We start from the raw sequence: 21,944 nt of genomic DNA, 5'->3' as shown, positions 1-21,944 counted from the left end.
GTTGATCTGTGTTGATCTGTGGACAATAAACTCCTAATCCAATTCCGGCTTTCCTAAGACCTTCAACGAGTCTTCCAACTCATCCAGCCGCGCCTGCTCCGCCTCCAGTTCGGCGAGCGCGCGTCGCGCGTTGGTAAGGTCCAAATCCAGATTCTCGCGCCGCCGCCGAATCAGTTCCTCCAGTGGGGTCAGCTCGGCGACTGCCAGCGCCTGCGAGATCGCGGCGTTGCTGCCGCCGCCCAACGCCAGCCGCAGCATCCGCACGGACGGACGGATGCCCTGCGCCTCCAGATGGCGGGCTGTGATCAGGATCTCGATGGTGTCGTAATGACGTTTCATGACGAGGCGTGCGCATTCTTGCCGAGACTGCCGCGAGGTCGCTCACGATAATGTCACACAGCGGCGATTTGCCACGTTCAAGCCTTCACCCGAAAGAGCCGGAAAACCACCCCAACCGGCGCGGCCTCGCTCCGAATTGTTCCGTTGCGCACCCGAAATAAACCAGCGCCTTTCGCCATTGAAGCTGCGTGTGCCGCGATTCCGCCAAAATTCTGCTGCACGGCCATCAAAGTCTGGAATAAACGATGAGCGGCGCGCGTTCACCCAGTCAGCACCGGGCCTCCTCGGCCCCTTTGCCCTGGATGGAACGCCGCGTCTTCCTACCTGAAGGAGAGCCGCGGCCAATCGCGGCCCAACGGAAACGGATCGGGTGCGCGGTTGAGCAAGTTCGGGGTCGAGCTGGAAGTCCACATCGCGTCGCTGCGCCGTTACGCGCGAGCATTGCTGCGCAACAACCGTGCGGACGCCGAGGATCTGGTGCAGGAGGCGTTGACGCGCGCGGTGGCGCGCTCCGACACCTTCAAGGCGGGGACGAACCTGCGGGCGTGGCTGTTCACGATTCTGCACAACGTCCACGTCAATCAGGTCCGTTCCAAGGCCGCGCGACCCGACGAGGTCGATGTCGATGCGGTCGAGTCGAAGCTGGTCTCCCCGGCTCGGCAGGAGGAGCGCGTCGAACTGCGCGAGATGATGCGCGCGGTGGACGAACTGCCCGAGGAGCAGCGCAAGGTGCTTCTGCTGGTGGCGCTTGAGGGCCTGAAATACGAGGAAGTCGCCGAGATGCTCGGCGTTCCGATCGGGACCGTCATGTCGCGCCTCTCGCGGGCGCGCGAGGCGGTCAGGGCGAAGCTGTCGAACGAGGGCTCCGTGACCCTCAGGCGGGTGAAGTGATGAACGCGCATCGTGTAACCGACGACGAACTCCACGCCTATGTGGACGGCCAGCTGGCGCCGGAGCGACGGCTCGTCGTCGAACGGTGGCTGGCCGACGATCCCGAAGCCGCGCGCCGGGCGGAGGACTACCGCGCCCAGGCGGCGTTTCTGCACGAGATCTTCGATCCCGTCCTGCGCGAGCCCGCCAGCGACCCGGTGCACGACCTGACCGAAAAGCTGCGCGGCCGCATCGCCGGCAACGACAACGCCCCGTCCTGGCACGCCAAGCCGTGGGTCCGCATGGCCGCCGCCGTGATGCTGGTGGTCGCGGGTGCGGGCGGCGGCTGGCTGGGCCGAGGTGCGGTCAACAACTCGCCCGCCGTGCAGCAGCGCCAGAGCCTTGCCACCTTCGCCGAGGAAGCCTCGCAGGCCCACCGCTTCTACACCTCCGACGAACGCTTTCAGGTGGAGCTAGGCGCCGACAATCAGGACGAACTGAACAGCTGGCTGTCCAAGCGCGTGGGCCGCGAGGTGTTCGGCCCGGATCTCGGCAAGGTCGGCTACCGTCTGATCGGCGGCCGCTCGCTCCCGACCGACCTCGGTGCTGGCGCGCAGTACATGTACATCAACGACCAGAACAAGCGGATCACGCTGTTCGTCGGCGCCCCCCAGGCCGGCAATCCGTCCAAGTTCAGCTTCACCCAGAACGGCGACGTGGCGACCTTCTACTGGGTCGAAGGCTCGCTTGCCTACGCGCTGGCCGGCCGCCTGTCCAAGGAAGAACTGCTGGGCATCGCCGAAGCCGTCTACAACGACGTCAAGGCCGGCCCCCCGCGCCGCGACCCGCCTCCGCAGCAGGACCAGCAGAACCAGCCTCAGGAGCAGCAGCAAAACGGCGTCCAGCCGGTCAGCGACACGCAGAAGCCGAAGGACAGCTGAGGGTAAAGCGAGGGGCGCTACCCCTCGCGCTCCCCACCAAGGGCCGATGTGGCCCTTGGGACCCTGGACTAACTTTCACCACTGCGTTGCCATTCCCGTCATCCCCGCGAAGGCGGGGAGCCAAAAAGCTTCGCGCCTTAAAGCGGATTTCCGTTTGCTGTGAACGCTCTTCCATCGTCATGACCGGGCTTGACCCGGTCATCCACGCCAGCACGGGCACGCTCCAAGGTGGCCGTGGATGCCCGGCTCAAGGCCGGGCATGACGGCAGGAAAAGATGCGTCCATGACCAAAGGAAATCCGTTTTGGCGCTTGCCCGGCCTGGATTCCCGCTTTCGCGGGAATGACGATGAGTGGCCTGACTGGCGCCGTTGTCTTGGCGTTTGCTCTAGGCTAAAATTCCTTCCATTAACTCCCAACGTGCGTCTGTTAACCAATGCAACATACTCGAAAATATGTCGCATGATGTTGCACCGGTTAACGGACGTGTGCGTTATGCGCATGACCTCAGCTTTGCTATCGCGCAACGGATGCACAATGTAAGCTTACGAACTTTGCCGCATAACGCTCTGGTTATATAAAGAAAAAAGGCCGTTCGGCCCATTGTGCAGAGTGCGCCCAGTGCACAATCTGCACAACGATGCTCAACGGCCTTTATGCGTTCAGTGCATAACTCAAAGTAACGGGATCCAAGGGCCACATCGGCCCTTGGTGGAGAGCGCGAGAGGCAAAGCCTCTCGCACCCCCATCCTCAATCCAAACCCCTTACTCCGCCGCCATCGGCTGCGGGGTGGCGGGCTGGCGGAAGGTCTCCAGCAGCTTGGCCTCCTTCGCCTTGGCCGCTTCGACGTTGCGGTTCTTCACGTGGCCGTAGCCGCGCATCTCCAGGGGCAGGCGGGCGATCTCGACGGCCGTGGCGAGGTTCTCGCGGGTCAGGCCGTGCAGGACTTCGCCCATGGTGGTTTCGTACTCGACGATCAGGCGGCGTTCCATGCGACGTTCGGCAAGCCAGCCGAAGGGGTCGAGCGGGGTGCCGCGCAGGCGCTTGCCTTTGCTGAGCAGCGCCAGGGCCTTCAGCATCCAGGGGCCGAAGGTCTTCTTCTTGGGTTCGCCGCCGTCCTCGCCGGTCTCGCCCAGGACGGGCGGGGCCATGTGGAAGGTCAGCTTCCAGTCGCCTTCGAACATGCGGCCGACCTGCTCGACGAAGCCGGTGTCGGTGTAGAGGCGGGCCACCTCGTACTCGTCCTTGTAGGCGAGTAGCTTGAAGTAGCCGTGGGCCACCGCCTCGGTCAGCTTGGTGGAGCCGGGGGCGCGCTGGCCCTCCATGCGGCGGGTCCAATCGACCAGCGAATGGTAGCGGGCGGCGTAGGCGCGGTCCTGATAGTCGGTCAGGAAGCGGGTGCGGCGCTCGATGGCCTCGTCCAGCGTGGCGGAGGGGCGGCGCTGGTCGAGGATGAAGAGGTCGCCTCCGGGGGGCTTGGGCGGGGTGGCGACTTCCTCGACGGCGACGAGGTCCACGGCGGCGCGGCGGCCCCACAGGAAGGCGTCGGTGTTCATCTTGACCGCAACGCCGTTCAGCTCGATCGCCTTGAGGATGGAATCCTCGGAGATCGGGATCAGGCCCTTCTGCCAGGCGTAGCCCATCAGGAAGGGGTTGGCCGCTATGCTGTCGCCGAGCAGCAATGTCGCGAGGCGGGTGGCGTCGAAGGCGTCCACCGCCTTGTCGCCGCAGGCCCGGCGGATGTCGGCGACGAGGTCGCGGACCGGCACCGTGAAGTCCGGCTTCTTCAGGAAGTCCACGGTGATGGTGTCGTGGGTGTTGATGACCGCGCGGGTGCGGCCACGGGTCATCTTCGACAGGCCATCGCCGGCCGCCGCCACGATCAGGTCGCAGCCCAGCACCGCGTCGGCCCCGCCGGCGGCGATGCGGACGGAGTGGATGTCCTCCGGCTTCGGGGCGATGCGGATGTGGCTGGTGACGGCGCCGCCCTTCTGGGCGAGGCCGGTCATGTCCAGCACGCCGACGCCCTTGCCCTCGATGTGCGCGGCCATGCCGAGCAGGGCGCCGATGGTCACCACGCCGGTGCCGCCGACGCCGGTGACGTAGAGGCTCCACGGCCGGTCGAGGCTGGGCAGGGTGGGGGCGGGCAGATCCTTGGATTCGACGCCCTTCGCGGCGGCGGGCTTGGGCTTGCGCAGCTGGCCGCCCTCGACCGTCACGAAGCTGGGGCAGAAGCCCTTGGTGCAGGAATAGTCCTTGTTGCAGGACGACTGGTCGATCTGGCGCTTGCGGCCGAACTCCGTCTCCAGAGGGATGACCGACACGCAGGACGACTTGACGGAGCAGTCACCGCAGCCCTCGCAGACCAGCTCGTTGATGACCACGCGCTTGGCCGGGTCCACCATCTTGCCGCGCTTGCGGCGGCGGCGCTTCTCGGTGGCGCAGGTCTGGTCGTAGATCAGGACGCTGACGCCGCCGACCTCGCGCATCTCCTTCTGGACACGGTCCAGGTCGTCGCGGTGCTCGACGGTGGTGAACTGGGGCAGGCCGCTGCCGACCCCGTACTTCTCTGGCTCGTCGGAGACGACGACGATGCGCTGCACGCCCTCGGCGCGCAGCTGCTGGGCCAGCGAATGCACGGTCAGGGTGCCGTCCAGCGGCTGGCCGCCGGTCATGGCGACCGCGTCGTTGAACAGCAGCTTGTAGGTGATGTTCGCCTTGGCCGAGATGGCCTGCCGGATCGCCAGGATGCCGGAGTGGTAGTAGGTGCCGTCGCCGAGGTTGGCGAAGATGTGCTTTTCCTCGGTGAAGGGGGCTTGGCCGACCCACGGCACGCCTTCGCCGCCCATCTGGGTGAAGGTGTCGGTCTTGCGGTCCAGCCACGTCGCCATGTAGTGGCAGCCGATGCCGCCGAGCGCGCGGCTGCCGTCCGGCACATGGGTGGAGGTGTTGTGCGGGCAGCCGGAGCAGAAGGTCGGCTTGCGCACGACGCGGGCGACGTGGGCCTTCTGCTTCTCCTGGGCGTCCAGGAAGGCGACGCGCTGCTTCAGGTTCTCGTTGTCGATGAAGCGCCCCAGACGGCGGCCGATCACCACGGCGATCTGGGCCGGCGACAGCTCACCGGCGGAGGGGAGGATCCACTCGTTGTTCTCGTCGAACTTGCCGACGACGCGCGGGCGCACGTCGGGGTGCCAGTTGTAGAGCTGTTCCTTCAGCTGGTTCTCGATGACCGCGCGCTTCTCCTCGACGACGACGATCTCCTCCAGCCCCTCGGCGAAGTGGCGGGCGCCCTCGCGCTCCAGCGGCCAGGGCATGGCGACCTTGTAGACGGTGATGCCCCAATCCGCCGCCATCTCCTCGGTGATGCCCAGCTCGTCGAAGGCCTGCCGGACGTCCAAATAGGACTTGCCGGTGGTGACGATGCCGAAGCGCGGCCGGGGCGAGGCCATCACCACCTGATCCAGCTTGTTGGCACGCGCGAACGCCAGGGCGGCGTACAGCTTGTGCTTCATCAGCCGGTATTCCTGCTCCAGAGGCGGGTCGGGCCAGCGGATGTTCAGACCGCCCATGGGCATCTGGAAATCGGTCGGGATGACGGGGTGCACGCGGTGCGGGTCGATGTACACCGACGCGGAGCTGTCCACCGTCTCCGCGATGGTCTTCATGGCGATCCAGCAGCCGGAATAGCGGCTCATCGCCCAGCCGATCAGGCCGTAATCCAGGATCTCCTGCACGCCGGCCGGGTTCAGGACCGGAATCATGGCGTGCATGAAGGCGTGTTCGGACTGGTGCGGGAAGGTGGAGGACTTGGCGTTGTGGTCGTCGCCGGTCAGCACCAGCACGCCGCCGTTCTTCGCCGTGCCGGCGCCGTTGGCGTGCTTGAACACGTCGCCGGAGCGGTCGACGCCCGGCCCCTTGCCGTACCACATGGCGAAGACGCCGTCGTACTTGGCGCCCGGGAACATGCCGACCTGCTGGCTGCCCCAGACGGCGGTGGCGCCCAACTCCTCGTTCACGCCGGGTTGGAACTGGATGTGGTTCTTCTCCAGGAACTTCCGCGCGTTCCACAGATTCTGGTCGAGCCCGCCCAGCGGCGAGCCGCGATAGCCCGAGATGAAGCACGCGGTGTTCAGACCCGCCGCAAGGTCGCGCTGGCGCTGCATCATCGGCAGGCGGACCAGTGCCTGGGTGCCCGTGAGGTACACGCGTCCCTGTTCGAGCGCGTACTTGTCCTCCAGAGTCACGGTTGCGAGAGCCATTTTTTCCTTCCCCATGTAGGCGCGGCTTTTGGGCGCCGGTGTTTTTTGGTCGTTATTTTTGTTTGCTAGGCAAAAAGGTAATCAAGGCTGTCGTATGCGGCAACGCCCGTCGCGGCCCCGTTCGCAAAAAGCAAGGAACGGTCGGGAAGGCGGCGGTGCCCGGAAACGGAGCGTCGGGAATCCCCGCCTGCGCGGAAATTCCCGCTCTCTCGCTGTTCCCGCTCTAACGATATGGGAAGGATTTCAGGCCGGAGGCAGGGGGGTGCCGTCGCTCCCCCATGCGCCCTGCTGGGGGGTGGGCGCGGGCTCCGGCCAGATGTCGGCATCGGCCGCGCCGCGCAGGGTCAGCGAACGCACCGTGGCGCGCAGGGACCGGATCAGGGCGCGCACGGCGATCAGCGTGTCGGCTCCCCCTTCGTCGCAGGACGCGATCCAGCGCAGCGCCGCGACGTGGGCCTGCACCGCCTCGCCGAAGCCCTCGGCGTCCGGCTCGACCCAGGTGACGCACGTGGACAGGGAACCGACGATGGCCGCCGCCCCGTGGTTGCCGTGCGAGGCGATCTGAAGGTCGGACACGGCGTGCCGCAGGCGGGACCCGATGGCGTCGGGCTTGTCCAGCGCCGCCTCCAACCGATCAAGCGCCAGCAGCAGCCGCACCCGCTTCGGATCGGCCGAGCGCACCGGCACGCCGGGCGGCGGCAGGCGCAACGGAGCGCCGGTGGGCGTGGCGTTGGGGGGCGTCGCGTTGGGCAGGGCGGGGTTAGCGGCTGCGGCCGGCCGGTCGGCGGAGGGGTGTTCCGGTCGCCGCGGCTCCGGGCCGGCGGTCTTGGTCCGATTGCGGCGCGGGTTCGCCAGCACGGTTTCGATCCGGCGGGCGATGGTGGCGGCGGGCGCGGGCTTCGCCAGCACGGAATCCGCCCCGGCGTCCCAGGCGGCGCGGACCGTGGCCAGATCAGCGTTGGCGGTCAGCACGATAATCGGCAGGTCGGGGTTCAGGCTTCCCGGCGACTCCCGCACCCAGTTCAGCAGCTGCGCGCCGCCGACCGGCTCCATCACCCAGTCGGTGACCAGCAGGTCGTAGGGCTCGCGCCGCAGCAGCTCCTTGGCTTCCTGCCCATCGGCGGCGGCGATGACCTGACCGACGCCCCAAAGGTTCAGCATGTCCTTCAAGGCGCGCAGCAGCAGCGGGTTGTCATCGACGAGGAGGATCTTGAGCTGGCTCGGGTAGCGTCGCGGCATGGGCGGGGTCCGGCTGGTTCGGGCTCCTGGGCTGAAGTCAAATATTCGGCTCCCTTCCGCGCATTGCAGGGCGTGGAGACGTGTTAGCGCGATTCCGGGTCGCAACCGCGCTGCGCCTTCACCGTGCGGGGTGTGGATTCTTGTCCGGAACTCCGTTCGAAAGTGGGTGTTGGTGGTCGGAAAGGCGCGAAGGAAGGAGGCTCGCATGGCCGAACGAGACAACCGCAAAGCCGAGGATCAGACCGTGGAGAGCCATCCCACCCCCGGTTCGGCATCCCCCGCCGACGGCGGCCCGCTGCCCGGACGAGCCGGAATGGGCATGGGCGAGTCCACCGGAGATTACACGGACGCGCAGACCTCCACCGGCGGCGGTCCCGAGACGACCGTCACCGTGGGCAAGGACACCGGGCAGAAGAGGGACAAGTAACCGGTTGCCCCCTCCCACGTTTCCCGCGTGGGAGGGGGCACCGGGCGCTACCGCGTAAGCGCCAAATCCTTCAGCACGGCCACCTCGTGGGCCTGCTCGTCCAGGCGGGCCTTGACCGCGTCGCCGATGGACACGACGCCGACGAGGTCGCCCGCATCGTCGCACACCGGTACGTGGCGGTGGCGGCGCAGGGTCATCATCTGCATCACCTCCTTGATCGTGTCGGCGGGCCGGCAGGTCTTGACCGTCTTGGTCATCAGATCCTCGACCGTGTGTTCCATCGCGTCCGCTCCGCGCAGGGCCACCGCGCGGACGATGTCGCGTTCGGACAGGATCCCGATCAGCTTCCCGCGCCGGTCACGGACCACGACGGCGCCGATGCGCTTGTCGGTCAGCAGGCGTGCGGCCGTTTCGACCGATTCCGACGGCAGGATGGAGACGACGCTGCGGCCCTTGTGGTTCAAAACGTCGGCAACGGTGGTCATGTCCTTCCTCCCTTGTTGCTTGGAACCTCGTCCAAAGAGCGTGGTGCGAAGGCCCATGGCGGCAAGGCATGACACCCATACATTAGACAGTCCTTATTGATGTGGACGCCTCCGCGCCAAGCCCGTAGGGTAGGGCGCGCGTCGCAAAGCGAGGGAGATGAACGGCATGGCCGGCGATTGTTGCGGGGGTGGTTGCGGAGTGGGCGGGAAGGGTGGCGGCGGCCGGCAGGCCGACTATCGCCGCATCCTGCGCATGGCCCTGCTGATCAACGCGATCATGTTCGTGATCGAGCTGACGGCCAGCATCGACGCGGACTCGATGGCGCTCCGCGCCGACGCGCTGGATTTCCTGGCCGACGCCGCCAACTACGGCGTCAGCCTGTGGGTGCTGGGCAAGGCGCTGGAATGGCGCGCCCGCGCCGCCCTGCTGAAAGGTTTGTCGCTGGGCGCCATGGGGCTGTGGGTGGTGGGCTCGACCGCTTGGAATGCCTACGCCGGTACCGTGCCCGACGCGCCGGTGATGAGTCTCGTCGGGCTGCTGGCGCTGGCCGCCAACGTCTCGGTCGCGGCGCTGCTGTTCGCCAGCCGGCGCGGCGACGCCAACATGCGCTCGGTCTGGCTGTGCTCGCGCAACGATGCGATGGCCAATATCGCGGTCATTATGGCGGCGGGCGGCGTCTGGGCGATGGGGCAGGGCTGGCCGGACATCCTGGTCGCCGCCGTGATCGCCAGCCTGTCGCTGTCCGCCGCCTGGTCGATCCTGCGGCAGGCTATGGGCGAGCTGCGCGCCTATCACGGCGAGCCCGCTTGACAACCCCACATCCGCTGTGGCGAACTTCCAGTCATGAACACGCCGTCGCTCACCCTCAGCCGTCGTTGGTGGTGGCCCGTCTAACCGGGCCGGCCAGCCAACGCGCGTGAGCGCACACATCGATCAAAGGCCGCCCGGAGGTTCCGGGGCGGCCTTTTCCATATCGGGAATCAGGGTGTCGAGCAGGGATCTCCGGGTGCGCCGTCACAGGAGACCCCAGATGTTCCTCGCCGATCCCAAGCACCTCGACCCGCTCGGTTACCGCACGCGCGGCGGCCTGACCATCGCCCGCACGGCCGAAGCGCTGGACCCCGACGCCGCGCTCGACCCGATCATCGCCGTGCTCGACACCCGGCGCGGCCTGGTGCTGGGCAGCGGGGTGGAGGCGCCGGGCCGCTACCGCCGCTTCGCGCTGGGCTTCACCGATCCGCCGCTGGCGATCACCGCGCGCGGCCGCACGGTGCGCATCGACGCCCTGAACGCGCGGGGTCGCGTGCTGCTGCCCGCCATCGCCGCCGCCCTGCGCGGCATGGAGGCGCTGGCCGGAATCGAGACCGCACCCGCCCGCGTCACGGTGCTGGTCCGCAAACCAACCCACTCCTTCGCCGAGGAGGAGCGCAGCCGCCAGCCCTCCGTCTTCTCCGTGCTGCGCGTCCTGCTCGACCTCTTCGCCGCCCCGGACGATCTGGTGTTGGGCGATCCATTGCTGGGGCTCTACGGCGCCTTCGCCTACGACCTTGCCTTTCAGTTCGAGCCGATCCGCTTGACGCTGGAGCGTCCGGACGACCAGCGCGACCTTGTCCTCTACCTCCCCGACACTTTGGTCGCCGTGGACCCGTCCGCCGGGGTGGCCCGCCGCTTCTCCTACGAGTTCGCCTGCGGTGACGCCTCCACCGCCGGTCTGGCGCGCACCGGCCGCGCCCATCCCTACCGCCCGGACACCAACGCGGCGGCCGAGGCGGACCATGCCCCCGGCGAGTACCAACGGGTGGTCGAGGCCGCCAAGGCCGCCTTCCGGCGCGGCGACCTGTTCGAGGTGGTGCCCGGCCAGACCTTTGCCGAGCCGTGCTCGGACAGCCCCTCCACCGTCTTCCGCCGCCTGCGGCAAGCCAACCCCGCGCCGTACGAGGCCCTCGTCAACCTCGGTTTCGGTGAATTCCTCGTCGCCGCCAGCCCAGAGATGTATGTCCGCGTGCAGGGCCGCCGCATCGAGACCTGCCCGATCTCCGGCACGGTCGCGCGCGGGGCGGACGCGCTGGGCGACGCCTCGCAGATCCTGCGGCTGCTGAACTCGGCCAAGGACGCGGCGGAGCTGACCATGTGCACCGACGTGGACCGCAACGACAAGGCGCGGGTGTGCGAGCCCGGCTCCGTCCGCGTCATCGGCCGGCGGCTGATCGAGCTGTACTCCCGCCTGATTCACACGGTTGACCATGTCGAGGGCACCTTGCGGGCGGAATTCGACGCGCTCGACGCCTTCCTGACCCACAGCTGGGCGGTCACGGTGACTGGCGCGCCGAAGCGCTGGGCCATGCAGTTCCTGGAGGATACGGAGAAATCGCCGCGCCGCTGGTACGGTGGGGCCTTCGGACGGCTGGGATTCGACGGCGGGATGGACACCGGGCTGACGCTGCGCACCATCCGCATGAAGGACGGCGTGGCCTTCGTCCGCGCCGGCGCGACGCTGCTGTCCGATAGCGACCCGGACGCCGAGAACGCCGAATGCCACCTGAAGGCCGCCGCCTTCCGCGACGCTATCCGGGGCTTGCTTCCGGCTCCCGCCACGACCTTGCCGGCTCCGAAGACGGGGCAGGGCAAGCGCGTGCTGCTGGTGGACCACGACGACAGCTTCGTGCACACGCTGGCCGACTATCTGCGGCAGACCGGTGCGGCGGTGACGACCCTGCGCCACACTCACGCCCGCGCGGCGCTAGCGTCCAACCCGCCGGACCTCGTCGTTCTGTCGCCCGGTCCCGGCCGCCCGGCGGACTTCGACCTGTCCGGGACCATCGACGCCGCCCTGGACCTCGGCGTGCCGGTGTTCGGGGTGTGCCTCGGCCTTCAGGGCATGGTGGAGCGCTTTGGTGGCGAACTGTCCGTGCTGCCGGAACCGGTCCATGGCAAGGCGTCGGACGTGCGGATACTCGGCGGCTGCATGTTCGACGGTTTGCCGGACCGCCTCACCGTGGGCCGCTACCACTCGCTGGTGGCGCGGCGCGATCGGCTGCCGGATGAGTTGCGGGTGACGGCGGAGACGGACGACGGGCAGGTGATGGCCGTCGAACACCGCCGCCTGCCGCTCGCGGCCGTGCAGTTCCATCCCGAGTCGATCCTGTCGCTCGGGGGAGGTGCCGGACTGTCATTGATCGGAAACGTCATGGCCCGGCTGGCCGGGCGGAATGCGGTTGTGGAGAAAGCGGCCTGAAAAGGCTGCTTATTCCACCATCCCTAGGGCTTCCTTGTAGAGGTCCAGCAGCGCTTCTTGTTCCTGGCGGTCGGCCTTGTCCATCTTCCGCAGGCGGATGATCTGGCGGATGATCTTGGTGTCGAAGCCGGTGCCCTTGGCCTCGGCGTAGACTTCCTTGACGTCCTCCTGAAGGCCGCGCTTCTCCTCTTCGAGGCGCTCGATGCGCTCGACGAAGGACCTCAGGCGATCCGCCGCAATGCCGCCGACGTCGGACATGATCAGGTAACCTCAAATAGGGACATTCGGAAACGGGGCGGGACGATATCCATGGCCGGGGACGATGGCAAGGGGGCAGCCGCCCCCCGGCACCCGTTGCCACAGCCAGCCGCCGCCTTGCCAGAAAGTGGTATGGCGTGTTGTTGAGAATGCAGCGACCTTGCTCTCTGCGTGCGCGCATGGCGGGAAGCGCATCCAAATTATTGCGACGCAGCAACTCCGCTGGTAATACCATCGTCGAGGTGCCGCTTCACAAAGCGTCACAAATCCGGCATTCATGCCTATGGACTATGCCGATTGCCCGGAAATCGGCCACTTCGCGGCAGGGAGAAGAAAAGCAATGAAAGTCGCCATACCCAGGGAGCGCCGCGCGGGCGAGCACCGCGTCGCGGCCTCGCCGGAGACGGTCAAGAAGTTGAAAGCCCTCAACCTCGACGTGGTCGTGGAAACCGGTGCGGGCCTCGGCTCGAACCTGCCGGACGCGGTGTTCGCGGCGGCCGGCGCCACCATCGCGCCCGACGCGGCCTCGGCGCTGGCCGACGCCGACATCGTGCTGAAGGTGCAGCGCCCGCTGACCGCCGCCGAGGGCGGTGAGGACGAGCTGGCGCTGATCAAGCGCGGCGCCCTGCTCTTCGGCATCCTCCAGCCGCACAACGCCCGCGAGTCGCTGCAGGCCTACGCGGCGGCCGGGGTGAACGCCTTCGCCATGGAGTTCATGCCGCGCATCACCCGCGCCCAGGTCATGGACGTGCTGTCGAGCCAAGCCAACCTCGCCGGCTACAAGGCCGTCGTGGACGCCGCTTCTGAGTACGGCCGCGCCTTTCCGATGATGATGACCGCCGCCGGCACCGTGCCGCCGGCGCGCGCCTTCATCATGGGTGTCGGCGTCGCCGGCTTGCAGGCCATCGCCACCGCCAAGCGGCTGGGCGCCATCGTCTCGGCCACCGACGTGCGCCCGGCGGTCAAGGAGCAGGTGCAGAGCCTGGGCGGCAGCTTTGTCGCGGTGGAGAACGAGGAGTTCAAACAGGCCGAGACGGCCGGCGGCTACGCCAAGGAGATGTCGGACGACTACAAGCGCCAGCAGGCGGCGCTGGTGGCCGAGCACATCAAGAAGCAGGACATCGTCATCACCACCGCGCTGATCCCCGGCCGGAAGGCCCCGGTGCTGGTGACCGCCGAGCATGTCGCCTCGATGAAGCCGGGCTCGGTGATCATCGACCTTGCGGTGGAGCAGGGCGGAAACGTCGAGGGCTCCAAGCTCGGCGAGGTGGTGACCACAGCCAATGGTGTGAAGATCGTCGGGCACGGCAACTACCCCAGCCGCATCGCCGAGTCGGCGTCGCTGCTCTACGCCAAGAACCTGCTCGCCCTGCTGCAGTCGCTGCACGACAAGGACACGGGCATCGCGCTCAACTGGGACGACGAGATCGTCAAGGCCATCGCGCTGACCCGCGACGGCCAGGTCGTCCACCCCGCCTTCGCCGGCCAGACGGTCTAAGGGAGGAAACACATGGACCAGACCCAACTGACCGCGCGCCTTGCCGAGCTGAAGGCGAACCTTGCCGCGCTCAGCCAGCAGGCCGACGCGCTGGCCGCCCAGGTGGCCACCCAGGTGCCCGCCGTCCCGGCGGAGGCCGCCGGCCACGGCAGCTTTTTCATCACCGGCCTGACGGTGTTCGTGCTGGCCTGCTTTGTGGGCTACTACGTGGTGTGGCGGGTCACCCCGGCGCTGCACTCGCCGCTGATGGCGGTGACCAACGCGGTGTCCTCGGTGATCATCGTCGGCGCCCTGATCGCCGCCGGCCCGGCCGGGTTCGGCTTTTCCAAGGTGATGGGCTTCCTCGCCGTCATCCTGGCCAGCGTCAACATCTTCGGCGGCTTCCTCGTCACCCAGCGCATGCTCAGCATGTTCAAGAAGAAGGGTCAGTAAGATGGAAACCCTCGCCGCCCTTCTCTATCTGGTCGCCTCGGTCTGCTTCGTCATGGCGCTGCGCGGCCTCTCCAGCCCGGAGACCTCGCGCCAGGGCAACATCTACGGCATGGTCGGCATGACCATCGCCATCCTCACCACGCTGGCCCTGCCCATCGTCCAGTCCTACTGGATGATCGTCCTCGGCATCGCGATTGGCGGCGGCATCGGCTACGTCATCGCCAAGAAGATCGAGATGACCGCGCTGCCCCAGCTGGTCGCCGCCTTCCACAGCCTGGTCGGTCTGGCCGCCGTGTTCGTCGCGCTCGCCGCCTTCTACTCGCCGGCCGCCTACGGCATCGGCGTGCCCGGCGCCATCGCCAAGGGCTCGCTGGTCGAGATGGCGCTCGGCACCGCCATCGGCGCCATCACCTTCACCGGCTCCATCGTCGCGTTCGCCAAGCTGCAGGGGCTGGTCTCGGGCAAGCCGCTGGTCTTCCCCTTCCAGCACCACCTCAACGCCGGCCTGGGCGTGCTGACCATCCTGCTGATCCTCTGGCTGGTGCAGTCGAACGCCTCGGTCGCCATGTGGCTGATCGTGATCGTGGCGCTGGCGCTCGGCTTCCTGCTGATCCTCCCCATCGGCGGGGCGGACATGCCGGTGGTCATCTCGATGCTGAACAGCTACTCCGGCTGGGCGGCGGCGGGCATCGGCTTCACGCTGCAGAACAACCTGCTGATCATCACCGGGGCGCTGGTCGGCTCGTCGGGTGCGATCCTGTCCTACATCATGTGCAAGGGCATGAACCGCTCGATCTTCAACGTGATCCTCGGCGGCTTCGGCGGCGAGGGCGCGGCGGCGGCGGCGGGCGGCGGCGGCGAGCGCGGGACGGTGAAGGCCGGCTCGCCGGAGGACGCGGCCTACATCATGAAGAACGCGCAGTCGGTGATCATCGTGCCGGGCTACGGCATGGCGGTGGCGCAGGCGCAGCACGCGCTGCGCGAGATGGCCGACCACCTGAAGAAGGAGGGCGTGGAGGTCAAGTACGCCATCCACCCGGTGGCGGGGCGCATGCCCGGGCACATGAACGTGCTGCTGGCCGAGGCCAACGTGCCGTACGACGAGGTGTTCGAGCTGGAGGACGTGAACCGCGACTTCGGCACGGCCGACGTGGCCTTCGTGATCGGGGCCAACGACGTGACCAACCCGGCGGCCAAGACCGACCCGCAAAGCCCGATCTACGGCATGCCGATCCTCGACGTGGAGAAGGCCAAGACGGTGTTCTTCATCAAGCGCTCGATGGCCTCCGGCTACGCCGGCGTGGAGAACGAGCTGTTCTTCCGCCCTAACACCATGATGCTGTTCGGCGACGCTAAGAAGGTCACCGAAGAGGTCGTGAAGTCGATGGAAGCGTAAGCTCTTCCTGATCGGCTCTGGTATGACGCAAACCCCCGAGGCATCCTGTGCCTCGGGGGTTTTGCACATCCGAGGAAAGGGAGGAAACGATGCCCGCCTACATCATCGCCGACGTGAAGGTCACCGACCCCGTCGCCTACGAGGAGTACAAGAAGCTTACCCCCGCCGCCATCGCCGCCCATGGCGGCCGGTTCCTGGCGCGCGGCGGTCAGGCCGAGACGCTGGAGGGCGACTGGCCCGCCAACCGCACGGTGATCCTGGAATTCCCGGACTACGCCACGGCCAAGCGCTTCTACGACAGCCCCGAGTACCGCGAGGCGCGCGAGGCCCGCAAGAACGCCGCCGATTTCAGGATGATGCTGGTAGACGGCGCCTGATACGGCCGCGCCTGAAGGCTCCGGCCGTATCACCCTCTCGATCAATGCCTATCGCGCTTTCATTCTGAAAGCGCTGGCGGCAGCCCTTCGCCAAAGGCGCAGGGCGAGAGCTGGCGCATTGATTTGCCAAGTTTCACGGTCGGCGGGCACTGGAAGTGATCCTCCGCCGACCTATGAGCAGGCGGAGCGGCCGTCCGTCGATGGCCGCCAGTCCCAGCCCGATGAAGCCCATCCCGGCGAACTGGCGCGGCTCGATGGTCTCGCCCAGGATGCCCATGCCGAGCAGCAACGCGCTGACCGGAATCAGGAAGGTGACGAGCGCGATGTTGACCGCCCCGGCCGTCGCCAAGATGCGGAAGAAGATCACGTAGGCCACGGCCGTGCTGAGCAGTGCCAGACTGGCCAGCGCCCCCAGCGTCGCGGGTCCGGGCATGACACCGGTCCACGGCCGGTCCACGATCAACGCGATGGGCAGCATCATCACCGCCGTCGCCGTCACTTGCCCGGCCGCCGTGACCAACGGCGGCATTCCCCGGAAGCGCCGCCCGAAGATGCCCGCGCAGGCGTAGGACACGGCGGCGCCCAGCACGGCCGCTTGCGCCAGCACGTTCAGCCCGAGCCCTTCCATGGCCGCCGGCCCGATCATGACGGCGACGCCCACCACCCCCAGCAGCACCCCGCCGAGCCGGTTCGGCGTCAGTCGTTCATCCCGCGTCAGGGCATGCGCCAGCACGGCGGTGAACAGCGGAGTCGTCGCGTTGAGAATCGCCGCGAGCCCGCTGGCGATCTGCGTCTGCCCCCAGAAGATCAGGCTGAACGGGATCAGGTTGTTGAGCGTGCCCATCGCGACGAAGGCGCCCCACATCCGCGCCGAGTCGGGCATGCGGAACCCCGAAAGGCGCAGGATGACCAGCAGCGCGACCGCCGCGAGGCCGACCCGCCCCAGCACGACGGTGAAGGGCTTTAACTCCGCCAGCGCCACCTTGCTGAAGAAGAACGACCCGCCCCACAGCACCGACAGCAGCACTAGCAAGAGCCACTCCCGGCCCCCCATGCGCGGCGTCATCCCGTTCCTCCGTCAATTATGGAGGGGGACGATGCATCGGCCCGCTCGGCGCGGGCCACCCGATTCTTGCGCGGGAGCAGGGGAGGGGCGACCGCGCCTACGCCGTCGCCTTCTTCACCCCGAAGCAATGCTCCGGCCCCGGAAAGCGCCGTGTCTTCACGTCGGCGGCGTACTCGGCCGCCGCCGCGCCCACCGCGTCGCCAAGCTGCGCGTAGCGCTTCACGAACTTCGGCTGGAAGTCGCTGAACAGGCCCAGCAGGTCGTCGGTGACCAGCACTTGGCCGTCGCAGGCCGGCGAGGCGCCGATGCCGATGGTGGGAACCGCCACGTCCTCGGTGATCTGGCGGGCCAGCGACTCCATGGTGCCCTCGATCACGATGGAGAAGGCCCCGGCATCGGCGATCGCCTGGGCGTCGGCGCGGATGCGCTCGGCGCTGGCCGGGTCGCGGCCGACGGCCTTGTAGCCGCCCAGCGCGTTGACCGACTGCGGCAGCAGGCCGACATGGCCCATCACCGGCACGCCTCGGCTGGTCAGGAAGGCGACCGTCTCGGCCATCTCCGCCCCGCCTTCCAGCTTCACCGCCTGGGCGCCGGTCTCCGACATCACGCGGGCGGCGTTGCGGTAGGCCACCTGGGGGCTTTCCTGATAGCTGCCGAAGGGCAGGTCCACCACCACGCAGGCGTGGCGGGAGGCGCGCACCACGGCGGCGCCATGGGCGATCATCATGTCCAGCGTGACGGCCAAGGTGCTGTCGAAGCCGTAAACCACCATGCCCAGCGAGTCGCCGACCAGTAGCAGATCGACGTGCGGGTCGAGGTGACGGGCGATCGGAGCCGTGTAGGCGGTCAGGCAGACGATCGGCTCACCACCCTTGCGGGCGCGCAAGGCGGGCACGGAAACACGGGCAATGTCCTTCGAAGCGCTCAACGGCCCACCTCATCGATTCGCCGGATTTCGGCCGGCAAGATGCGGATACACCAAAACCGCCCACGCGACAGGCGCGGGGCGGCAGGTGCAAGACACAAGAGGGGCTGGCGCGCGTACGCGCCTTGGGTGCCCAGCGCGCCGAAGCGCGCCTGTCAATCCGGCGCGAAACGCGCCCGGCGACTAGTAGCCCTCGCGCTCCATACGCTTGCGGAGCAGCTTGCGGGTGCGGCGCACCGCCTCAGCCTTCTCGCGAGCGCGCTTCTCCGAGGGCTTCTCGTAGTTCCGGCGCAGCTTCATTTCCCGGAAAATGCCCTCGCGCTGCATCTTCTTCTTCAGCGCGCGGAGGGCCTGATCGACGTTGTTGTCTCGGACCAGAACTTGCACGTTAACTGTCACCCTTCCAAGTGAGCCGAGTTGCTTTTAGGCAACAAACAGGCATGCGCTTGCGGGCGCACCCCTTGTGTGGACGATTGTGTACCACGGATAAGACCCCATGTGAAGCGGAGTCTTGAGTCAAAGAGCAGGGCGCGGCGCGGACGCAACGGTTGCCGGACGCGGTTCCCCTCCCAGATAATGGATTCATGGCCCTTTTGAAGATCGCCCGCATGGGGCATCCGGTCCTGCGCGCGGTGGCATCGCCCGTGCCGGACCCGACCGATCCGGAGATCCGGCGGCTCGCCGCCGACATGATCGACACCATGATGGATGCGCCCGGCGTCGGGCTGGCGGCTCCGCAGGTGCACGAGTCGCGGCGGATCATCGTCTTCCGCGTGCCCGCCGACCGCTCGGGCGGCGAATCGGTGGCGACCACCGTCCTCGTCAACCCGGTCATCGAACCGCTGGGCGAGGAGATGGAACTGGGCTGGGAAGGCTGCCTGTCGATTCCCGGCATGCGCGGAGTCGTGCCGCGCCACGCCCGGATCCGCTATCGCGGCGTCGGGCTGGACGGCGAGGCCATCGAGCGCGAGGCCAGCGGCTTCCACGCCCGCGTCATCCAGCACGAGGCCGATCACTTGGATGGCGTTCTTTACATCGACCGCATGCCCGATCTGCGCTATCTCGCGTTCAATGAAGAGTCGCACCACGTGGCCGCCGCGCTCACGGGTGAACAGGGGAGGGACTGAGTGATGGATGCTGCCCTGGATATGGACGTGGTGCGGGACGACATCCTGCTGTCCACGCTGCCCAACGTCGTCTTCGACGGCTGGAGCATGCAGGCCCTGCGCGACGGCGCGCAGATGGCCGGCTACGACACGGCGACCATGCACCGCGCCTTCCCCGGCGAGGTCGTGGAACTGGTCGAGCATTTCGGTGACTGGACCGACCGCCGCATGCTGGCGGAGCTGGACAAGCACCCGCTGGACGACATGAAGGTGCGCGACAAGATCGCGCTGGCCGTCCGCACCCATTTCGAGGTGCTGGAGCCGCACATGGAGGCCAAGCGGCGCCTGATCGCCTATCTGGCCATGCCGCAGAACATTCCACTCGGCCTGCGCATGTTGTACCGGACGGTGGACGCCATGTGGTTCGCGGCCGGCGACACGGCGACCGACTTCAACCACTACACCAAGCGCGCCACGCTGGCAGCGGTGCTCAGCTCCGCGACCTTCTACTGGCTCGACGACCGCTCCGAAGGGCACGAGGAGACCTGGGCCTTCGTGGACCGGCGCCTGAACGACGTGATGAACATGGGCAAGGCCGTGTCGTCGGTGGGGCGCTTCGGCAGCCTGCTGACCCACCTGCCGAGCCCCATGCGCTTCGCCCGGCTGATCCGTCAGCGCAGCGACAGCGTCCAGGCCGCCAACGCCACCATTCACATGGCGGAGAACATTTAGGGCGGAAAGTCTCTAGGCCTTCACGGTCTTCCGTTTCGGCTTCTTCGCGGCGGCGGCCCTTACCGCCGCGGCGAAGGCCGGACGAGCCCAGCGCAGCAGTTTGCCCGGTTCATCCAGCGCCGATTCGGGTGGGGGATAGTAGGACAGCGTCACGGGCTTGTCGTCGAGCGGCTTGAAGGGCTTCAGTCCCAGCGCCTCGTAGTCGGCGCGGTTGCCATCATCGACCTTGAAATACAGAGTCTCGTCCGCAACCAGCGCGAAGAACATCCCGTCGCAATAGATCCCGTACCCGCCGAACATGCGGCGGACGGCCAGATCGCCCATCGGCGCCAGCGACTCGCAGACCATCTGGACGAAGTCGCTGGGCGGGGCCGGGGCCATGGGGTGCGGGCTTGCTTCTGGGGCTTACTTCTTGCGGAAGGCGTCGAGCGCCACGACTTCGCCGCGCTTCGGCGCGTCCTCGGCGGCGTCCGTCTCGACCTTGGCCAGCTTGGCGGCCGGCTTGGCCTCCTCCTTGCGTTCCGGCGCCTCGCGGGCCGGGATGGAGGCGACTTCGGCCGATTCGGCCGGAGCCATCGGCTGGAACTGCAGGGCGAAATTCACCGACGGGTCGGCGAAGGTGGTGATGGCGGCGTAGGGAATGACCAGCCGCTCATGCATGTTGTTGAAGCTCAGCGTCACCTCGAAATGATCGTCGAGCACCTCCAGCCCATAATACTGGTACTGGATCACGATGGTCATTTCGTTGGGATACTGCGCCGCCAGATATTCCGGGATCTCGATGCCCGGAAAGGACGTGCGGAAGGTCAGGTAGAAGTGATGGTTGCCTGGGAGCCCGCGTTCGGCGACTTCGCGAAGTGCGTCTCGGACGACACCGCGCAAGGCGGCCTCGACCATACGGTCATAACGCAACTGCTCTCTCGGCATGCTTGGGCGGTCCTTAACGCCAGAAAAGGTAAGTGTGGGCCTTCTGTTGCTAGGCGGCCCACGGCCCCACCCTCAGGTGCAACCCATCAGGGATTTAATTTCGATCACCTAACCGCATTAAGCGGCGACGGCGACCGGAGCAACGTTGTCGTTGGCAACTATTGCAATGGCCCGATAACGGCGGAACCATGCCGAGCGAAGACCATGCCTTTACCACGCGTGTCGATCCTATTTCGCCCCCAACGAACCCGCCCCCAAGGCCCAACGACCAAAGGTCCGGTGTGTGTGTTGGTGGAGGCGCCGGGTACCGCCCCCGGGTCCACAACGCTTATTCCGCAAGGCGTTTATCGCCATAGTCGGTGCGACCGACGCAGGTAATATATGCGCTTCCGCCCGTTAATGAAAGGGGGGAGGGGGAGAATCTGAAAGGGGATGACGGGAAATCCGACCGGTCGTAGAGTGCGCCCCGAATTCAGTCCCGGAGTACCCATGCCGATCACGCCCGAGCAGCGCGCCGAGATCGACCGCCTGCGCGCCGTCACCGCAACCACCCGCCGCGCCACCGTCCCGGCCCTGGAGGAGATCCTCTACGAGCCGATCGAGGTCCTGGACCACGGCTTTGTGCGCGTCATCGATTATATGGGCGACGATTCGGCCGTCGTGCAAGCCGCCCGCGTGTCCTACGGCAAGGGCACGAAGAAGGTCACCGAGGACGCCGGCCTTATCAAGTATCTGATGCGCCACCGCCACTCGACCCCGTTCGAGATGTGCGAGATCAAGTTCCACGTCAAGCTGCCCATCTTCGTGGCGCGCCAGTGGATTCGCCATCGCACGGCGAACGTCAACGAATACTCCGCGCGCTATTCGATCCTCGATCGCGAGTTCTACATTCCGGCCCTCGAACAGCTGGGCGCCCAGGCCGTGGTGAACCGCCAGGGCCGTGGCGACGTGCTGGAAGGCGAGGAGGCGGCCAGCGTCCTGAAGCTGCTGCGCGACGATTCCGAAGCCGTCTACGCGCACTATGAGGAGATGCTGAACCAGCGCGAGGATGGCACGACCATCGACGAGTCTCGCCAGGGCCTCGCCCGCGAGCTGGCGCGCATGAACCTGACGCTGAACTACTACACGCAGTGGTACTGGAAGGTCGATCTCCACAACCTCCTGCACTTCCTGTCCCTGCGCGCCGACACCCACGCCCAGTACGAGATCCGCGTCTATGCGGAAGCCATGCTGGACGTCGTGAAGCGCTGGGTTCCGGCCGTGTTCGAGTCCTTCAGCGAATACCGCCTCGGCGGAACGCACGTCTCGAAGACCGGGCTGGAGGTCGTGAAGCGCATGCTGTCCGGCGAGACCGTTACCCAGGACAACAGCGGCCTGTCCAAGCGCGAATGGCGCGAACTGATGGACCAGCTGGGCCGCCCCGAGTAAACCG

The 21,944-nt window shown here is 67.2% G+C and carries 22 protein-coding genes and 1 other RNA gene; 12 read left to right on the top strand and 11 right to left on the bottom strand.

Translation table 11 applies throughout. The annotated features are described in order from the left end of the window. Positions 1–33: 33 nt before the first annotated feature. Positions 34–339: a hypothetical protein gene (locus J2852_RS06330; protein ID WP_209872622.1), complete on the bottom strand. Its 306-nt coding sequence runs from the start codon at positions 337–339 to the stop codon at positions 34–36. 378 nt (positions 340–717) lie between these two features. Here J2852_RS06330 and J2852_RS06325 point away from each other — a divergent pair, with 378 nt between their 5' ends. Then, positions 718–1,230: a sigma-70 family RNA polymerase sigma factor gene (locus J2852_RS06325; protein ID WP_209872619.1), complete on the top strand. Its 513-nt coding sequence runs from the start codon at positions 718–720 to the stop codon at positions 1,228–1,230. Then, on the top strand, positions 1,230–2,150 hold the full coding sequence (locus J2852_RS06320) for an anti-sigma factor family protein (protein ID WP_209872616.1): 921 nt from the start codon (positions 1,230–1,232) through the stop codon (positions 2,148–2,150). Before J2852_RS06325 ends, J2852_RS06320 begins: the two co-directional genes overlap by 1 nt. Before the next feature lie 763 nt (positions 2,151–2,913). Here J2852_RS06320 and J2852_RS06315 read toward each other — a convergent pair. Together J2852_RS06315 and J2852_RS06310 are read right to left on the bottom strand one after the other, a co-directional pair. Beyond that, positions 2,914–6,408, bottom strand: a complete 3,495-nt coding sequence (locus J2852_RS06315; RefSeq protein WP_209872613.1) for an indolepyruvate ferredoxin oxidoreductase family protein — start codon at positions 6,406–6,408, stop codon at positions 2,914–2,916. A gap of 243 nt (positions 6,409–6,651) precedes the next feature. After that, positions 6,652–7,647, bottom strand: coding sequence for a response regulator (locus J2852_RS06310; protein ID WP_209872610.1), 996 nt, complete (start codon positions 7,645–7,647; stop codon positions 6,652–6,654). Between the two features lie 205 nt (positions 7,648–7,852). On the opposite strand from J2852_RS06310, the gene J2852_RS06305 reads away from it, so the two are divergent. Next, positions 7,853–8,074 (top strand): hypothetical protein, encoded by a 222-nt coding sequence (locus J2852_RS06305; protein WP_209872607.1) that lies wholly within the window; start codon positions 7,853–7,855, stop codon positions 8,072–8,074. A 47-nt stretch (positions 8,075–8,121) separates the two neighbouring features. Here the strand turns inward: J2852_RS06305 and J2852_RS06300 are convergent, their stop codons facing one another. Further along, positions 8,122–8,559, bottom strand: a complete 438-nt coding sequence (locus tag J2852_RS06300; protein ID WP_209872604.1) for a CBS domain-containing protein — start codon at positions 8,557–8,559, stop codon at positions 8,122–8,124. 199 nt (positions 8,560–8,758) lie between these two features. On the opposite strand from J2852_RS06300, the gene J2852_RS06295 reads away from it, so the two are divergent. Both J2852_RS06295 and J2852_RS06290 read left to right on the top strand, forming a co-directional pair. Further along, positions 8,759–9,370 (top strand): cation efflux transmembrane domain-containing protein, encoded by a 612-nt coding sequence (locus J2852_RS06295; protein WP_343206686.1) that lies wholly within the window; start codon positions 8,759–8,761, stop codon positions 9,368–9,370. A 220-nt stretch (positions 9,371–9,590) separates the two neighbouring features. Then, positions 9,591–11,795: an anthranilate synthase gene (locus J2852_RS06290; protein ID WP_209872598.1), complete on the top strand. Its 2,205-nt coding sequence runs from the start codon at positions 9,591–9,593 to the stop codon at positions 11,793–11,795. A 9-nt stretch (positions 11,796–11,804) separates the two neighbouring features. On the opposite strand, the gene J2852_RS06285 is transcribed toward J2852_RS06290, so the two are convergent. Next, on the bottom strand, positions 11,805–12,053 hold the full coding sequence (locus J2852_RS06285) for a DUF2312 domain-containing protein (RefSeq protein ID WP_209872595.1): 249 nt from the start codon (positions 12,051–12,053) through the stop codon (positions 11,805–11,807). A 340-nt stretch (positions 12,054–12,393) separates the two neighbouring features. On the opposite strand from J2852_RS06285, the gene J2852_RS06280 reads away from it, so the two are divergent. The 4 genes from J2852_RS06280 to J2852_RS06265 all read left to right on the top strand — a co-directional run bounded on the left by J2852_RS06280 (position 12,394) and on the right by J2852_RS06265 (position 15,756). Next, entirely contained in the window at positions 12,394–13,551 is a 1,158-nt protein-coding gene (locus J2852_RS06280) for a Re/Si-specific NAD(P)(+) transhydrogenase subunit alpha (RefSeq protein ID WP_209872592.1), read from the top strand. Between the two features lie 12 nt (positions 13,552–13,563). Then, positions 13,564–13,983, top strand: coding sequence for an NAD(P) transhydrogenase subunit alpha part 2 (locus J2852_RS06275; protein ID WP_209872589.1), 420 nt, complete (start codon positions 13,564–13,566; stop codon positions 13,981–13,983). 1 nt (position 13,984) lies between these two features. Next, positions 13,985–15,379 (top strand): NAD(P)(+) transhydrogenase (Re/Si-specific) subunit beta, encoded by a 1,395-nt coding sequence (locus J2852_RS06270; protein WP_209872586.1) that lies wholly within the window; start codon positions 13,985–13,987, stop codon positions 15,377–15,379. An 89-nt stretch (positions 15,380–15,468) separates the two neighbouring features. Then, positions 15,469–15,756, top strand: a complete 288-nt coding sequence (locus J2852_RS06265) for a DUF1330 domain-containing protein (protein WP_209872583.1) — start codon at positions 15,469–15,471, stop codon at positions 15,754–15,756. Between the two features lie 133 nt (positions 15,757–15,889). Here the strand turns inward: J2852_RS06265 and J2852_RS06260 are convergent, their stop codons facing one another. From J2852_RS06260 to rpsU, 3 genes are all read right to left on the bottom strand, one after another. Then, positions 15,890–16,822 carry a DMT family transporter gene (locus J2852_RS06260; RefSeq protein ID WP_246499332.1) on the bottom strand — a complete coding sequence of 311 codons (933 nt, stop codon included), beginning with the start codon at positions 16,820–16,822 and terminating at the stop codon, positions 15,890–15,892. 97 nt (positions 16,823–16,919) lie between these two features. Then, entirely contained in the window at positions 16,920–17,732 is an 813-nt protein-coding gene (gene panB, locus J2852_RS06255) for a 3-methyl-2-oxobutanoate hydroxymethyltransferase (protein WP_425514357.1), read from the bottom strand. Between the two features lie 198 nt (positions 17,733–17,930). Continuing rightward, complete coding sequence (rpsU, locus tag J2852_RS06250) at positions 17,931–18,134, bottom strand: 30S ribosomal protein S21 (RefSeq protein ID WP_012974546.1); 204 nt, start codon at positions 18,132–18,134, stop codon at positions 17,931–17,933. Positions 18,135–18,331: 197 nt separating this feature from the next. Between rpsU and def the strand changes: the two genes are divergently transcribed. Continuing rightward, positions 18,332–18,874 carry a peptide deformylase gene (def, locus tag J2852_RS06245; RefSeq protein ID WP_209872576.1) on the top strand — a complete coding sequence of 181 codons (543 nt, stop codon included), beginning with the start codon at positions 18,332–18,334 and terminating at the stop codon, positions 18,872–18,874. A 3-nt stretch (positions 18,875–18,877) separates the two neighbouring features. Beyond that, positions 18,878–19,585 carry a COQ9 family protein gene (locus J2852_RS06240; protein WP_209872573.1) on the top strand — a complete coding sequence of 236 codons (708 nt, stop codon included), beginning with the start codon at positions 18,878–18,880 and terminating at the stop codon, positions 19,583–19,585. Positions 19,586–19,597: 12 nt separating this feature from the next. Here J2852_RS06240 and J2852_RS06235 read toward each other — a convergent pair whose 3' ends face one another. The 3 genes from J2852_RS06235 to ssrA all read right to left on the bottom strand — a co-directional run bounded on the left by J2852_RS06235 (position 19,598) and on the right by ssrA (position 20,921). Next, the gene (locus tag J2852_RS06235; RefSeq protein ID WP_209872570.1) at positions 19,598–19,966 is read right to left on the bottom strand and encodes a TfoX/Sxy family protein; all 369 of its coding nucleotides are present in this window, start codon (positions 19,964–19,966) and stop codon (positions 19,598–19,600) included. A gap of 24 nt (positions 19,967–19,990) precedes the next feature. Continuing rightward, positions 19,991–20,512, bottom strand: coding sequence for an SspB family protein (locus tag J2852_RS06230; RefSeq protein ID WP_209872567.1), 522 nt, complete (start codon positions 20,510–20,512; stop codon positions 19,991–19,993). 31 nt (positions 20,513–20,543) lie between these two features. Further along, positions 20,544–20,921: a transfer-messenger RNA gene (gene ssrA, locus J2852_RS06225) on the bottom strand. A gap of 80 nt (positions 20,922–21,001) precedes the next feature. On the opposite strand from ssrA, the gene thyX reads away from it, so the two are divergent. Next, entirely contained in the window at positions 21,002–21,940 is a 939-nt protein-coding gene (gene thyX / locus J2852_RS06220; RefSeq protein ID WP_209872565.1) for an FAD-dependent thymidylate synthase, read from the top strand. Positions 21,941–21,944: the final 4 nt, after the last annotated feature.

This window comes from Azospirillum soli, assembly GCF_017876165.1.
Lineage (GTDB): Bacteria > Pseudomonadota > Alphaproteobacteria > Azospirillales > Azospirillaceae > Azospirillum > Azospirillum soli.
The sequence above is the reverse complement of the archived record's forward strand: the minus strand, read 5'-3'. Positions and strand labels throughout refer to the sequence as shown.